This window comes from Pseudomonas sp. LTJR-52, from assembly GCF_003691465.1.
GTDB lineage: Bacteria > Pseudomonadota > Gammaproteobacteria > Pseudomonadales > Pseudomonadaceae > Chryseomonas > Chryseomonas luteola.
The window spans coordinates 1,295,778-1,309,823 of the sequence record NZ_CP033105.1; the positions used below are offsets into that span (position 1 = coordinate 1,295,778).

Here is a 14,046-nt window from a genome sequence, read left to right on the forward strand (position 1 = left end):
CAAACACATTTGACTGGCAAGCCTATGCAATGCTCCGAACGGTAGCAAGGCGCGTCTAGTGGATGCCGCTTCGCTGGCGTATGCTGCGCACCGCCGTTGGGGCTGAGGAGTCTGAAAGATGTCGGTACGTGTAGCGCGTCTCGGAGCGCTTGCTGTTTATGGGTTGTTCAGCGTATCTGCGCTGGCTGCAGGCAAGGTGGAAAAGCATGTTGAAAAGCATGCGGAAAAACCGACCGCAAAGGAAGCGGAGCAGCCTGTTGCCAAAGGTAATGGCCGGTCGGCCATCGTAATCGGCGCCGGCATGGCCGGTCTGGCCTCGGCCTATGAGCTGCAAAAAGCCGGTTGGCAGGTGACGCTACTTGAAGCCAAGCCCAGTGTTGGCGGACGTTCAGCGCTGGCGACCAGTGAGTGGATCGGTAATGCCAAGGCTCAGCCGGCCCTCAATAGCTATCTGGATACCTTCAAGATCAAGACGGTCGATGCACCTAGCTATGTGCGCACGCCGGGTTATCTAATCGATGGGCAGTATTATTCGCCAGAAGATCTTGCCCAAAAAATGCCGGACGTGAGCGCTGCACTCAAGCGCGTCGACAAGGCGCTGGATGAGCTTGCGGCATCAATCAGCGATCCGCTCAAGCCGACCGCTGGAAAAGGCCTGTTCGCACTGGATCAGACGAACGTGGCCAGCTGGCTGGATAAGCAGAACCTACCGCCATTGGCGCGCAAACTGATCAATCAGCGTATCCGTAGCCGCTATGATGAGCCATCGCGCCTGTCGCTGTTGTATCTGGCTCAGCAGACCCGCGCCTACCGGGATATCAGTGACGCCGATCTGCGTGCGGCCCGTCTGCCGGGTGGTAGTACCGTGCTGGCCCAGGCATTTGTCAAGCAGATCAAGACGCTCAAGCCCAACTCCAAGGTGTCGGCTATCACGCAGGACAAGGATGGCGTGACCGTCAAGGTAGGGCCTACGGGATACCATGCCGATTATGTGGTCATGGCAGTGCCCCTGCGTGCCTTAAGCTCGATCCAAATGACGCCGGAACTGGCCGAGGCACAGCGGGCTGCACTCAAAGGCACGAACTATGGATGGAGAGACCAGATTCTTCTGAAGTTCAAGACGCCGGTCTGGGACAGCAAATCTCGTCTGTCTGGCGAAATCTATAGTGATCAGGGGCTGGGCATGCTGTGGATCGAGCCGGCCGTGAAAGGTGGCGCCAACGTGCTGATCAACCTGTCCGGTGATAATGCCCGTGTGATGCAGGCGTTCGGAGATCGCCAGTTGGCAGATCAAGTCCTGATCCGTCTGAACGCTTTTTATCCCAAGGCTCGCGGTGCATTTTCCGGCTACGAAGTGCGTCGCTACAGCACCGACCCAGGTGTAGGTGGTTCCTATCTAGCCTATGGCCCGGGGCAGGTCAGCCGTTACTGGCGTGTATGGGAGCAGCCTCAGGGGCGCGTCGTCTTTGCTGGCGAGCATACCGATGCGCTGCATCCGGGGACATTGGAAGGCGCCTTGGCCAGCGGTCAGCGGGCCGCTCGACAGGTCGAAGATCTCGCAGCAGGCAAATCCGCTGCGCCTGAGACCAAGCCTACCGATGCCAAGCCTGCCAGCCTTGCGCCTGACGCAGCACCTAAAGCTACTGACGAGAAAAAGGGCTTCTTTTCTCGCATGTTCTCCTGGATGCATTGATTTACGACATGTTTCACCGCCTGGCGTCCTGCCCGGCGGTCTTCTAACCTTACCCCTCTAGCGCCTATGTTTTCCGTTCAGCCAGCGTTGTCATCTTGTTCTATCTAATAAAACGATCGATTAAAGCAACTTTTTCCGCTTCATTTCGATACGTTTATCGCTAGGCTTGCTAGCAGCATGAACAAGGGGATTCATGATGAATTGGCGTAACGATCCGCATCGCTATGGGCTTGTCAGCGTAACCCTGCATTGGGTGATGGCGATCGCCATCGTTGCCCTCTTTTGGCTTGGACTGTGGATGCGGGGACTTGATTACTACAGTCCCTGGTATCACCGAGCACCCGAGATTCACAAGGGCATCGGCATCATTCTGCTGATTGCTCTGCTCATGCGTATCGTCTGGCGTTTCGTCAGCCGGCCGCCTGCCATCGAAGGAAGCCGAACGACTCAATTGGCTGCCACGTTTGGCCACCTGGCGCTGTATGCACTCATGCTGGGCGTTATGGTCGCCGGTTATTTCATCTCGACGGCTGAAGGCCAACCGATCAACGTATTTGGCTGGTTCAATGTGCCGGCTACCGTCAGTGGGTTGCGTGATCAGGCTGATTGGGCTGGGGCGATTCATCTCTGGTTGGCCTGGACGTTGATCATTCTGAGCGGACTGCATGTACTTGCCGCGCTCAAGCACCACTTTATCGACCGCGATGCCACATTGTTACGCATGTTCGGCCGACGCCGGGCATGACGTGACCTATTTTAGAAGGGAGACATCATGATGTTGAAGAAAAGCTTCGCTGCTCTGGCATTGGGAACTGCACTGTTGACCGCCGGCCACGCCATGGCCGCCGATTACAAGATCGACAAGGAAGGGCAGCATGCCTTTATTCAGTTCCGTATTCAGCACCTGGGCTACAGCTGGCTCTATGGGACATTTAAGGATTTTGACGGCAATTTCACCTATGACGAAAAAAATCCGTCTGCAGACAAGGTGAAGGTTACGATCAAGACCGATAGCGTTGACACCAACCATGCCGAACGTGACAAGCATTTACGCAGCGCCGACTTCCTGAACGTATCAGCGCATCCGACGGCAACCTTCGAGTCCACTAAGGTGACGCCGACAGGTGATAATGCAGCTGACATCGAAGGCAATCTGACGCTCAACGGCGTGACCAAGCCTGTCGTGATCAAGGCCAAGCTGATGGGGCAGGGCAATGACCCGTGGGGTGGCTACCGCGCCGGATTTGAAGGCTCGACCAAGCTCAAGCTCAAGGATTTCAACATCCAACGTGACCTGGGTCCGGCTTCGCAAGAGGTTGAGTTGACCCTGTCACTGGAAGGTGTACGCCAGTAACTAAATATTTCGATACACAAAGCGCAGTTCCGCAAGGGCTGCGCTTTTTTTATGGGCCTAGTCTGACAAACGTGATAATAGCCTTTAAATCTTCATAACTTCTGCACACTGTCTAGGCTAAATAACCAAGTTCAGCAGTGCTCTAGCCTGTTAACCATGAAACGCATCACATCGAATGCGGGTCTGTTGAAAGCTCAGGAGCAAGATGCCAAATGGTTTTTTCAATCGCTTGGATAAGTCCCCGCAGGCGACTTGTTCCTGTTTACAAACAACCATGTACGTAAGTATATTGGGTGATCACAAGAATCTGCCAAGAATGATGCGGCCGCATAGCGTCGCGTTGCCTAGCACCCTATTCAAAGGTTTTGTTCAAGGACTCCGATATGCACATCAAGTCGGCGCATGCTTATTTTGTCCCGGTTTTATTGCTGGCGACGCTGACGCTCAATGGATGCGGTAAGCAGGATCAGGATCAGCAGGCTCAGCAACAACAGCCTCAAGCGGTTGAAGTGGGCGTGGTTACGCTCAAGGAACAGCCTGTTACTCTGACCACTGAATTACCTGGCCGGACCTCGGCATTCCGTGTAGCGGAAGTCAGACCTCAGGTCGGTGGTATTCTCCAAAAGCGTTACTTCAAGGAAGGTTCTGAGGTCAAGGCTGGCCAGCAGCTCTATCAGATCGATCCTCGCACCTATCAGGCCAACCTGAATGCAGCCAAGGCCACCTTGGCACAGGCGCAGGCGACCATGGCGTCCAACCGGCTCAAGGCCCAGCGCTATGCTGCCTTGGTAAAGGACGAAGCGATCAGCCGCCAGGAAGCGGATGACGCCCAGGCGACTCTCAAGCAGAACGAAGCCCAGGTGGAGACTGCCAGGGCTGATTTGCGTACTGCGGAGATCAATTTAGCCTATACCAAGGTAACGGCACCGATTTCAGGACAGATCAGCCGCTCACTGGTAACTGAGGGTGCGTTGGTAACTGCCGATCAGACTACTGCCTTGGCTACCATCAACCAGCTTGACCCCATTTACGTGGATGTGACGCAATCCAGCACCGAGATGCTTCGTCTGCGGCGCGAGTTGGACAGCGGTCTGATCAAGCGGGCGGGTGACGATGCCGCCCAGGTGAAGCTGATGCTGGAAGACGGCTCCGAATACAAGCATCTGGGCAAGCTTCAGTTCTCTGAGGTGTCCGTGGATCAGGGAACCGGCTCGGTTACCATTCGTGCAGAATTCCCCAACCCTGACCGTTTGTTGCTGCCAGGCATGTTCGTACGTGCGCAACTGCAGGAAGGAGTCCGTCAGACGGCTATCCTGGCGCCACAGCAGGGCATATCGCGCGACCTGAGAGGTAATGCCGTAGCGATGGTCGTTACGCCGGACAACAAGGTTGAGCAGCGTACCGTGAAGACCGAGCGTACGATCGGCACCAACTGGCTGATCTCCGATGGCCTGAAGGCGGGCGACCAATTGATTACGGAAAACCTGCAGCGTATTCGCCCGGGTGCTTCGGTTACGACCAAGCCGGCCACCAATGTGGCTGGGCCTGGCGATTCGGCACAACCTGCTCAGCAGGGTAGTGCCGACAAGCAGCAATAAGGGAGCCGCTGTCGATGTCAAGATTCTTTATTGACCGCCCCATTTTCGCCTGGGTACTTGCCCTGGTGATCATGCTGGCGGGCGGTCTCGCCATTCTTAACCTACCGATCAACCAGTACCCAAACATCGCGGCACCGGCTGTTTCGATCCAGGTGAGCTATCCCGGCGCGTCGGCACAGACCGTTCAGGATACGGTCGTCCAGGTCATCGAGCAGCAGATGAACGGGATCGACAACCTGCGTTATCTCTCTTCAGAGTCCAATTCCGACGGCAGCATGACCATTATCGTGACCTTTAACCAAGGCACGGACCCGGATATTGCGCAGGTTCAGGTACAGAACAAGCTGCAGCTGGCGACACCGCTTCTGCCTCAGGAGGTGCAGCAGCAGGGCCTTCGGGTGGCCAAGTATCAGCGTAACTTCATGCTGGTGGTGGGTCTGGTGTCAAACAACGACTCCCTGACTCGTGAAGATCTGTCCAACTACATCGTATCCAACATGCGTGACCCCATCGCGCGGACCCCGGGTGTAGGTGATTTCCAGATCTTCGGCTCGCAGTACGCCATGCGTATCTGGCTGGATCCGGCTAAACTGAATAAATATCAGTTAATTCCTGGCGATGTTTCCAATGCTATTCAGAGCCAGAACGTCCAGTTGGCTTCGGGCTCTCTGGGCGGTCTGCCTGCCGTTGAAAACCAGCAGCTCACCGCTACGATCATTGGCCGTACCCGTCTGGAAACCCCAGAGCAGTTCGGTAACATTTTCCTGAAGGTCAATCCCGATGGTTCCCAGGTGCGGCTGCGTGACGTCGCACGTATCGAGCTGGGCGGTGAAAATTATTCGATCGACGCTCAGTTCAACGGCAAGCCTGCGTCGGGTATGGCGCTGCGTCTGGCAACTGGGGCCAACCTTCTGGATACGTCCAAGGCCGTTCGTGCGACCATTGAACGACTCAAGCCGTTCATGCCCGAAGGTATGGAAGTGGTGTATCCGTACGACACCACACCTGTAGTAACTGCCTCCATTCATGAGGTGGTCAAGACACTGGGCGAGGCGATTCTGCTCGTATTCCTCGTGATGTATCTGTTCCTTCAGAACTTCCGAGCCACTTTGATCCCGACTATTGCAGTTCCGGTCGTTCTGCTGGGTACGTTCGGTATCCTGTTTGCGTCAGGCTTTACCATCAATATCCTAACCATGTTCGGGATGGTGCTGGCGATTGGTCTGCTCGTGGACGATGCCATCGTTGTGGTGGAAAACGTCGAACGGGTCATGGCAGAAGAGGGGCTGAGTCCCAAGGAAGCGACCCGCAAGTCCATGGACCAGATCCAGGGCGCGCTGGTGGGTATTGCTCTGGTGCTGTCAGCGGTATTCGTGCCGATGGCCTTCTTTGGCGGGTCGACCGGGGTGATCTATCGGCAGTTCTCGATCACAATTGTTTCCGCTATGGCCCTATCGGTGCTGGTCGCTCTGATCCTGACGCCAGCGCTGTGTGCCACGATCCTCAAGCCGGTCGACAAGAATCATCACGAGAAGCGTGGCTTCTTTGGCTGGTTCAACCGCAAGTTCGACAGTGGCGTGAACCGTTATGAACGCAGTGTCGCTACTGTTATCCGTCACAAGGTACCGTTCCTGCTGGTGTACGTCGTGATCTTGGCTGGCATGGTATTCATGTTTACCCGCATTGCATCATCTTTTCTGCCTGAAGAAGACCAGGGTGTGATTTTCGTGCAGGTGACTACGCCGACCGGCTCGTCTGCGGCCCGTACTCAGGTTGCGCTGGATCAGATGCGTGAAATGATAATGAAAAACGAGCCGTCGGCAGTCAGCTCCATGTTCACGGTCAACGGCTTCAGCTTTGCCGGCCGTGGTCAGAGCTCCGGCCTTGCGTTCGTTCAGCTCAAGCCATGGGAGGAACGTCCGGATGCCAAGGATCGCGCCAGTGCTGTAGCCGGACGCGCCATGGGTTATCTGTCGCAGATCAAGGATGCCATGATCTTCGCTATCGTTCCGCCAGCGGTACTTGAGCTGGGTAACGCTACCGGTTTCGACTTCTATCTTCAGGACAACTCCGGCCTTGGCCATGAGAAGTTGATGGAGGCGCGGAATCAATTGTTGGGCATGGCGGCACAAAATCCGAAGCTGACTCAGACTCGCCCCAATGGTTTGAATGACGAAGCGCAGTACAAGCTGATCATCGACGATGAAAAGGCCCGTGCGCTAGGTCTGTCCCAGACCGATATCAACCAGACCTTGTCAATTGCCTGGGCCTCCAGTTACGTCAATGACTTCATCGACAGAGGCCGCGTAAAGCGTGTGTATGTACAGGGCGAAGCCGACTCACGGATGAACCCGGAAGATCTGAGCAAGTGGTACGTACGTAACAGCAATGGCGAGATGGTGCCGGTATCGGCCTTTGCCCATGGCGAGTGGGTCTACGGCTCACCCAAGCTCGAGCGTTATAACGGTATCTCGTCTGTCGAGATCCAGGGCTCTCCTGCGCCTGGTTACAGTACGGGCGATGCCATGACCGAAATCGAGAACATGGCCAAGGAGCTACCGCAGGGCGTTGGTATTGCCTGGACCGGCATGTCGTATGAAGAACGACTTTCAGGTTCGCAGGCACCTGCCTTGTATGCCTTGTCCCTGGTAGTGGTCTTCCTCTGCCTAGCAGCATTGTATGAGAGCTGGTCGATCCCGATTGCGGTCATTCTGGTAGTGCCGCTGGGCGTGATCGGTGCGCTCCTGGCTACCTACTTCCGAGGCTTGGCAAACGACGTGTTCTTCCAGGTGGGCCTGCTAACCACCATTGGTTTGTCAGCCAAGAACGCGATTCTGATCGTGGAGTTTGCCAAGGAATTGCACGAGGGCGGCAAGAACATCGTCGATGCCGCCGTAGAAGCCGCACGGATGCGTCTACGCCCGATTATCATGACGTCCATGGCCTTTATCTTGGGCGTGGTTCCGCTGGCCATCTCCAATGGTGCCAGCTCCGGTAGTCAGCATGCGGTTGGTACGGGCGTGATTGGCGGGATGGTAACCGCAACCGTTTTGGCGATCTTCTGGATTCCCATGTTCTACGTCGTGGTCAGCAGTCTGTTCAAGGACAAGGCTTCACGTGATCAGGAATCAGGCGCCGAGGGAAGACATTGAGTATGAAGAAGTCTCTTTTATCCATCGCAATAGGTGCAGTGCTGCTTTCGGGCTGCACCCTGATTCCCGACTACGAGCGGCCTGCATCGCCTGTTGAAAACGCCTGGCCGCAAGGCGAGGCGTACAAGGGCAATCCAACCAGCAGTGGTTCGGAATACACGGCTGACATCGGCTGGCGTGAGTTCTACAGCGATCCGCAATTGCAGCGTCTGATTCAAGTCGCTCTGGATAACAACCGTGATCTGCGGCAGGCGGCTCTGAATGTTCGCCTGTATCAGGCTCAGTATCGTATCCAGCGTGCAGAGCTGTTCCCGACCATTGGCGTCAATGCCAATGGTTCGCGGACGCGTACGCCAGCAGACATGAGCTCGGCAGCGGCGATTCAAGAATTGTTGCAGAGCACCGGCCAAGCTGGCGCGGGAAGCTCTCGTAGCGGCTCGATCAACAGCCAATACACGGTAACGCTTGGCATGTCGGCCTATGAGCTGGATCTGTTTGGTCGGCTGCGCAGTCTGAATGAGCAGGCCTTGCAAAGTTATTTTGCAACCGTTGAGGCGCGGCGCAGTACGCAGATCAGCCTGATTTCCGAAGTGGCCAACGCCTACTTCACCTGGAAAACCGATCAGAAACTGCTCCAGCTTACCCGCGATACACTGGACGCTTATCAGCGCTCATTCGATCTGACCAAGCGTCTGCTGGATAATGGGGTGGGTAGCGGTCTGGATCTACGTCAGTCCCGTACGGCGCTGGAAGGCGCTCGGGCGAGTCTTGCGCAGTACACTCGTCAGGAGGCGCAGGATCGCAATGCGCTGGGGTTGCTGTTGGGCGCACCCTTGCCGACCGATCTACCAGCCGGCAAGAGCCTAGATGACAATGACCTACTGGCCAAGCTGCCAGCTGGCTTGCCGTCGCAGTTGTTGCAGCGCCGTCCGGATGTTTTGCAGGCCGAGCTTAACCTCAAGGCAGCTAATGCTAATATCGGTGCGGCTCGCGCAGCGTTCTTTCCGAGCATCAGCCTGACGGCACAGGGCGGTACGGGTAGCAGTGAGCTTTCTGGCTTGTTTGATGCCCATTCGGGATACTGGACGTTCGCACCCAGCATCAATATCCCGATCTTTACCGCCGGTAGTCTGAAGGCAAGCCTTGATGCGGCCAAGATCCAGAAGGACATCAATATCGCTGCGTATGAGAAAGCCATCCAGACAGCCTTCCGGGAAGTGTCTGATTCTCTTGCCGCACAGGGAACCTATGATGACCAGCTTCAGGCCCAGCGTGATCTAGTGACGGCAAGTCAGGAGTATTACGATCTGGCTGAGAAGCGTTACCGTCAGGGCATCGATAACTACCTGACCGTGCTTGATGCGCAGCGTTCCTTGTATTCGGCTCAGGAGCAGTTGCTTGCAGACCGCCTTAATCAGCTCAGCAGCAGTGTGACGCTGTACAAGGCGTTAGGCGGTGGCTGGTTGGAGCGTACGACGGATAACAACGTCAGTGCAACGCCGACCGCTACGCCTAGACGCTAATAAGGCGGACACGAAAAAGCCGACTCGATTGAGTCGGCTTTTTTATGCCTGTGTTTCCCTCCATCCTGCGCTGGAGGGAAACACATCAAGCGTCAGCGTCAGCCGAGCGATTGCGTGTCAGCAAGGCAGGCTTTTCAGCCTTTGGACGAACCTGGAGCGAATCCAACTGCTCAGGCGTCAGCATGCGGTCTGCACGAGAAGGCTTGTGCAGAATGCGGGGTTGCGGCTTGCTGGGTGCACGCTCCTCTGTCATAGCGGGACGCGGCTCACGGGGTTCGCGTGGCTGGTAAGGACGATTCTCCTGACGGGGACGTTGTCCGGCCGGCTTGTTGCGACGCTTGTTCTGAGCTGGGCCACGACTGTCGGTTGCAGGCGCGTTGCTAGCATTGGCCGTACCTTGTCTAGGACGAGGCGGGCGTGCTTGAGCCGTAGCGCCTGAAGTCGCTGCGCCTTGGCTATGGGTACGCGGCGGTTGCCCTTGACCTGGACGGCGCGGACCACCATTACGACGATTCTTGCCTTGGTAAGGACTGACATAATCAACCCGGTTACCAAAGTTATCGAAATCGTCATCCAGAAACTCTTCCGGATCTCGATTCTGGGAGCGCTGGGGTGTCTGCTGGGGCTGACGCTCGCCGCTGCGCTCCTGGCGTGGCTTGTTTCTACCCGCACGTGCCTGTTCCTGATCCTGGCTCTGCTGGCGACCACGGCGTGGTTGATGTGCCTGACGTTCTTCCTGCTGTTGCGGTGCTGCGTGCCCAGCTGAAGTTTCGCCGTTCGCTGTTCTGGCAGGTTGTTCTTTGCGAGGCGCGCGTGGCTGACGTGCCTGCCGACGAGGCTCGCGTGGTTCGCGTGCTTCCACTTTTTCAACCGGTGCGCTGGCAGGATCAAAACCCTGCATATCGCCGTCGAGGATATTCTGCTTGGTCAAGCGCTCGATGGCGCGCAGCAATTTCTCCTCGTCGGGAGATACAAGAGAAATGGCTTCGCCGCTACGACCCGCACGACCCGTACGGCCTATGCGGTGTACATAGTCTTCTTCTACGTTCGGCAACTCGAAGTTGACGACATGGGGAAGCTGGTCGATATCCAGGCCGCGAGCGGCAATATCGGTTGCCACGAGTACACGAATGGCGTTGTCCTTGAAATCGGCCAGCGCTTTGGTGCGTGCGTTCTGACTCTTGTTTCCATGGATCGGCGCAGCCGGAAGGCCGTTCTTGTTCAGGTACTCGGCCAGGCGGTTGGCACCATGCTTGGTTCGTGTGAAAACCAGCACTTGTTCCCAAGCACCAACGGTAATCAGGTGAGCCAGCAAGGCGCGTTTCTGGGCGGCGGCAATACGGAAGATACGCTGCTCGATACGCTCGACCGTGGTGTTTGGCGGCGTGACCTGGATGCGCTCGGGATTACGCAGGAGCTTGTCGGCCAGATCGGTAATGTCCTTGGAGAACGTTGCCGAAAACAGCAGGTTCTGCCGTTCTTTGGGAAGCAGGGCGAGAACCTTCTTCACGTCGTGAATGAAGCCCATGTCGAGCATGCGGTCAGCTTCGTCCAGCACGAGAATTTCAACGGCTGACAGATCGACAGTATTCTGACCGGCGAGGTCCAGAAGGCGACCAGGGCACGCTACCAGGACGTCAAGGCCCTTAGAGAGCGCAGTGACCTGGGGCTTCATGCCAACACCACCAAAGATGCAGGTGCTACGCATGGGAAGGTCGCGTGCATAGATCTTGAAACTATCATGCACTTGGGCGGCCAGCTCCCGGGTAGGCGTCAATACCAGCACGCGGGCTTGGCGCGGACCGGCTTTTTTGCCGTCAGGTTGTCCGTTCGGAAAGAGCCGCTCGAGAACGGGGAGGGCGAATCCACCCGTCTTGCCAGTACCGGTCTGGGCGGCAACCATCAGGTCACGGCCTTGCAGTACAGCGGGAATGGCCCGTTGTTGAACGGGAGTCGGGTTGACATAACCCGCGTCGTTTACTGCGCGGGATAGGGCCTCGGAGAGACCGAGGGAAGTGAAGGACATGCGGGGTTCCTGTCTACTAAGTCGGCGTCCCGCCGACGTTGGGGCGCGGTTTCGCCTGAAACTGACGACAATAATGTGTTCGTCTTCTCCACACGCTACCGCCCTGCGCTGGGTGGAAGGCTGGAAAATGGCTCCAGGCGATGATGTTCAGCTTTTAAAGCCAAGGTTATTCCAAATAGCCAGACTGGGTGCAGCCTGATTCAATGTGTAGAAGTGCAGGGCAGGCGCTCCGCCAGCCAACAAGCGTTCACACATATCTGTCACGATTTCCTGGCCAAACGCCTGAATGCTTTTGACATCGTCAGCATACGCTTCCAACTGCTTGCGAATCCAGCGTGGGATTTCGGCGCCACAGGCTTCGGAAAAGCGAGCCAGGCTGCTGTAGTTGGTAATCGGCATGATGCCAGGAATGATGGGTACGTCTGCGCCTAGCTTGCACGCTCTGTCGACAAAATGAAAGTAGCTGTCGGCATTAAAAAAGTATTGTGTGATCGCGCCGTTGGCTCCAGCCTTGATTTTGCGAACAAAATTGGCGAGATCGGCTTCGAAGTTACGTGCCTGCGGATGAACTTCCGGATAAGCGGCAACTTCAATGTGAAAATGATCACCGGTTTCTTCGCGGATAAAGCTAACCAACTCGTTGGCGTAACGCAGTTCGCCGCCGGAAATCCCCATGCCGGAAGGAAGATCACCGCGTAGTGCCACGATACGCGTGATGCCCGCTTCACGGTAGCGAATCAGCAGGTCCCGTAATTCGGCCTTGGAGTCGCCTACGCAGGAGAGGTGGGGCGCTGTAGGAATCCGAATCTCGCTGTCGAGCTGAAGAACGGTATTGAGGGTACGATCCCGGGTCGAGCCGCCAGCACCATAAGTGCAGGAGAAGAATTCTGGGGAGTAGCCGGCCAGCTGGCGAGCAGTATTGAGCAATTTTTCGTGGCCGGCTTCGGTCTTCGTCGGGAAGAACTCGAAACTGACGTTGGGTGTGGTACGAGTCATGGGTAATCCCTGGAGCGCATTGGCGCTTCCTCAAGAAACACCGCCGCTTGGGCGGTGTTGTCCTGAACTGCCGAGGAGAAGGGGAAAACCTTCTCCGTGTCGATTGTTGCCTACCGCTTAGTAGCGATAGGTTTCCGGCTTGAACGGGCCGTCCTGCTCAACGCCGATGTAGTCCGCCTGTTCTTTGGTCAGACGTGTCACGACACCGCCGAAGCCCTTGACCATTTCCAGCGCCACTTCTTCGTCCAGCTTCTTGGGCAGAACCATGACCGTGACGTTCTTGGTCTTTTCGACTACAGGAAGGTCGGCAAACTTCTCATTGAACAAGTGCATCTGCGCCAGAACCTGGTTGGCAAAGGAGCCGTCCATGATGCGGCTTGGATGGCCGGTCGCGTTGCCTAGGTTGACCAGGCGACCTTCGGCCAGCAGGATCAAATAATCATCGTTGGCCGGATCGATGTCCTTACCGGTGCGGTGAATCTTGTGAACCTGCGGCTTCACTTCTTCCCAGCCCCAGTTCTTGCGCATGAAGGCTGTATCGATTTCATTGTCGAAATGGCCGATGTTGCACACCACGGCGCGCTTCTTCAGCTTTTTCAACATATTGGCGTCGCAGACGTTGGCGTTGCCGGTTGTGGTGACGATCAGGTCGATCTTGCCCAGCAGGTCGGCATCAACGCAAGCTTCGGTGCCATCGTTCTGACCATTCTTGTAGGGCGAAACGACTTCATAGCCGTCCATGCAGGCCTGCATGGCACAGATCGGGTCGACTTCGGACACTTTCACGATCATGCCTTCCTGGCGCAGGGAGGCAGCAGAACCCTTGCCTACGTCGCCATAGCCGACAACCAGCGCCTGCTTGCCGGAGAGCAGGTGGTCGGTGGCGCGCTTGATGGCGTCGTTCAGGCTGTGACGGCAGCCGTACTTGTTGTCGTTCTTGCTCTTGGTAACGGAGTCATTGACGTTGATCGCCGGGATCTTCAGGGTGCCTTTCTTCAGCATGTCCTGCAGGCGATGTACACCAGTGGTGGTTTCTTCAGTAACGCCGTGAATCTTTTCCAGGGCCTGCGGATACTTGTCATGCAGGATCTGGGTCAGGTCGCCACCATCGTCCAGGACCATGTTGGCATCCCAAGGCTGGCCATCTTTCAGGATGGTCTGCTCGATGCACCACTCGTATTCTTCTTCGGTTTCACCTTTCCAGGCAAAGACCGGAATACCGGCAGCGGCAATGGCGGCAGCGGCCTGATCCTGGGTAGAGAAGATGTTGCAGGAGGACCAACGCACTTCTGCGCCCAGCGCGACCAGTGTTTCGATCAGCACGGCAGTCTGGATGGTCATGTGGATGCAGCCCAGAATCTTGGCACCCTTGAGCGGTTGCTCGCCGGCGTACTTGCGACGCAGGGCCATCAGGGCAGGCATTTCGGACTCGGCGATGATGATTTCGCGGCGGCCCCAGTCAGCCAGGGAAATGTCGGCAACCTTGTAGTCGTTGAAACCAGCGGGCGTGATAACAGCGCTCATTAAGCTCTCCATTCGTTCTAAGTTGTTGGCTGCCCCGGCGATAACGTGCCGCTGCAGGACAGCTGTAAATGCGAATGGGCGCCGTTGATGCGTGTGCAGGCCAGGCCTGCGGCTACGCTCCCCCGAGCCTGACAGGGAAACCCTGCTGCAGCGCCCCTCGGTAGGATGGCGGGTAGCGAT

At 56.6% G+C, this 14,046-nt stretch carries 9 protein-coding genes and 1 riboswitch; of the genes, 6 read left to right on the forward strand and 3 right to left on the reverse strand.

The annotated features are described in order from the left end of the window. Positions 1 to 118 precede the first annotated feature (118 nt). The 6 genes from EAW52_RS05900 to adeC all read left to right on the forward strand — a co-directional run bounded on the left by EAW52_RS05900 (position 119) and on the right by adeC (position 9,320). A complete protein-coding gene (locus EAW52_RS05900) occupies positions 119 to 1,693 on the forward strand; it encodes a flavin monoamine oxidase family protein (protein ID WP_122041768.1) in 1,575 nt (524 codons plus the stop codon). A 196-nt stretch (positions 1,694 to 1,889) separates the two neighbouring features. Continuing rightward, positions 1,890 to 2,438, forward strand: a complete 549-nt coding sequence (locus EAW52_RS05905) for a cytochrome b (protein ID WP_010795581.1) — start codon at positions 1,890 to 1,892, stop codon at positions 2,436 to 2,438. A 30-nt stretch (positions 2,439 to 2,468) separates the two neighbouring features. Further along, positions 2,469 to 3,047 (forward strand): YceI family protein, encoded by a 579-nt coding sequence (locus tag EAW52_RS05910; protein ID WP_026003820.1) that lies wholly within the window; start codon positions 2,469 to 2,471, stop codon positions 3,045 to 3,047. A gap of 383 nt (positions 3,048 to 3,430) precedes the next feature. Beyond that, positions 3,431 to 4,645 (forward strand): efflux RND transporter periplasmic adaptor subunit, encoded by a 1,215-nt coding sequence (locus EAW52_RS05915; RefSeq protein WP_122041769.1) that lies wholly within the window; start codon positions 3,431 to 3,433, stop codon positions 4,643 to 4,645. A 14-nt stretch (positions 4,646 to 4,659) separates the two neighbouring features. Then, a complete protein-coding gene (locus EAW52_RS05920) occupies positions 4,660 to 7,797 on the forward strand; it encodes an efflux RND transporter permease subunit (RefSeq protein WP_122041770.1) in 3,138 nt (1,045 codons plus the stop codon). A 2-nt stretch (positions 7,798 to 7,799) separates the two neighbouring features. Continuing rightward, complete coding sequence (gene adeC, locus EAW52_RS05925; protein ID WP_122041771.1) at positions 7,800 to 9,320, forward strand: AdeC/AdeK/OprM family multidrug efflux complex outer membrane factor; 1,521 nt, start codon at positions 7,800 to 7,802, stop codon at positions 9,318 to 9,320. Between the two features lie 85 nt (positions 9,321 to 9,405). Here adeC and EAW52_RS05930 read toward each other — a convergent pair whose 3' ends face one another. The 3 genes from EAW52_RS05930 to ahcY form a co-directional block, all read right to left on the reverse strand. Then, a complete protein-coding gene (locus EAW52_RS05930) occupies positions 9,406 to 11,346 on the reverse strand; it encodes a DEAD/DEAH box helicase (protein ID WP_122041772.1) in 1,941 nt (646 codons plus the stop codon). Between the two features lie 147 nt (positions 11,347 to 11,493). Continuing rightward, complete coding sequence (gene metF, locus EAW52_RS05935; RefSeq protein WP_122041773.1) at positions 11,494 to 12,342, reverse strand: methylenetetrahydrofolate reductase [NAD(P)H]; 849 nt, start codon at positions 12,340 to 12,342, stop codon at positions 11,494 to 11,496. A gap of 117 nt (positions 12,343 to 12,459) precedes the next feature. Further along, positions 12,460 to 13,866 carry an adenosylhomocysteinase gene (ahcY, locus tag EAW52_RS05940; protein ID WP_010795574.1) on the reverse strand — a complete coding sequence of 469 codons (1,407 nt, stop codon included), beginning with the start codon at positions 13,864 to 13,866 and terminating at the stop codon, positions 12,460 to 12,462. 69 nt (positions 13,867 to 13,935) lie between these two features. Continuing rightward, a riboswitch (S-adenosyl-L-homocysteine riboswitch) is annotated at positions 13,936 to 14,031 on the reverse strand. Between the last annotated feature and the right edge of the window lie 15 nt (positions 14,032 to 14,046).

What these genes read in the sequence shown, in the direction of transcription:
- EAW52_RS05900 (WP_122041768.1), top strand. Translation starts at nt 119, where the DNA reads ATGTCGGTACGTGTAGCGCGTCTCGGAGCGCTTGCTGTTTATGGGTTG.
- EAW52_RS05905 (WP_010795581.1), top strand. Translation starts at nt 1,890, where the DNA reads ATGAATTGGCGTAACGATCCGCATCGCTATGGGCTTGTCAGCGTAACC.
- EAW52_RS05910 (WP_026003820.1), top strand. Translation starts at nt 2,469, where the DNA reads ATGTTGAAGAAAAGCTTCGCTGCTCTGGCATTGGGAACTGCACTGTTG.
- EAW52_RS05915 (WP_122041769.1), top strand. Translation starts at nt 3,431, where the DNA reads ATGCACATCAAGTCGGCGCATGCTTATTTTGTCCCGGTTTTATTGCTG.
- EAW52_RS05920 (WP_122041770.1), top strand. Translation starts at nt 4,660, where the DNA reads ATGTCAAGATTCTTTATTGACCGCCCCATTTTCGCCTGGGTACTTGCC.
- adeC (WP_122041771.1), top strand. Translation starts at nt 7,800, where the DNA reads ATGAAGAAGTCTCTTTTATCCATCGCAATAGGTGCAGTGCTGCTTTCG.
- EAW52_RS05930 (WP_122041772.1), bottom strand. Translation starts at nt 11,346, where the DNA reads ATGTCCTTCACTTCCCTCGGTCTCTCCGAGGCCCTATCCCGCGCAGTA.
- metF (WP_122041773.1), bottom strand. Translation starts at nt 12,342, where the DNA reads ATGACTCGTACCACACCCAACGTCAGTTTCGAGTTCTTCCCGACGAAG.
- ahcY (WP_010795574.1), bottom strand. Translation starts at nt 13,866, where the DNA reads ATGAGCGCTGTTATCACGCCCGCTGGTTTCAACGACTACAAGGTTGCC.